Genomic DNA, 567 nt, shown 5'->3' on the forward strand with positions numbered 1-567 from the left:
CCTCCAGATCCCCAGCGACGGCAGCCAGCGCCACCTGCGCACCCTCCTCGACCACCTCGACACCGCCGGCATCGAAGCCGACGAACTCACCGTCCACACCCCCGACCTCGACGACGTCTTCTTCGCCCTCACCGGCGGCACCGACATCCCCCACCAGGCCAAGGAGAACGCCCGATGAGCTCCCTCACCCTCGCCCTGCGCGACTCCTCGACCATGCTGCGCCGCAACCTCCTGCACGCCCGGCGCTACCCGTCCCTCACCCTGAACCTGCTGCTCACACCGATCATGCTGCTGCTGCTCTTCGTCTACGTCTTCGGCGACACGATGAGCGCGGGCCTCGGAGGCGGCGGCGGCCCGGACCGCTCCGCGTACATCGCCTACCTCGTCCCGGGCCTCCTGCTGATGACCATCGGCAGCACCGTGGTCGGGACGGCGGTGTCCGTCTCCAACGACATGACCGAGGGCATCATCGCCCGCTTCCGCACGATGGCGATCCACCGCCCGTCGGTGCTCGTCGGACACGTCGTCGGCAGCGTGCTGCAGTCGGTCGCCAGCGTGGTCCTCGTC

The 567-nt window shown here is 69.5% G+C and carries 1 protein-coding gene and 1 pseudogene; both read left to right on the forward strand.

What is annotated here, in order from left to right; all coding sequences use genetic code 11:
- Positions 1–178 (forward strand): annotated as a pseudogene (locus tag PUR56_RS15310) (ABC transporter); the annotation flags it as partial.
- Positions 175–567, forward strand: a 393-nt coding sequence (locus PUR56_RS15315) for an ABC transporter permease (protein WP_329949324.1), incomplete at its 3' end; no start/stop codon positions are given. The pseudogene PUR56_RS15310 and the gene PUR56_RS15315, both read left to right, overlap by 4 nt.

It is taken from the genome of Streptomyces sp. BE303 (assembly GCF_036290945.1).
Classification (GTDB): Bacteria; Actinomycetota; Actinomycetes; order Streptomycetales; family Streptomycetaceae; genus Kitasatospora.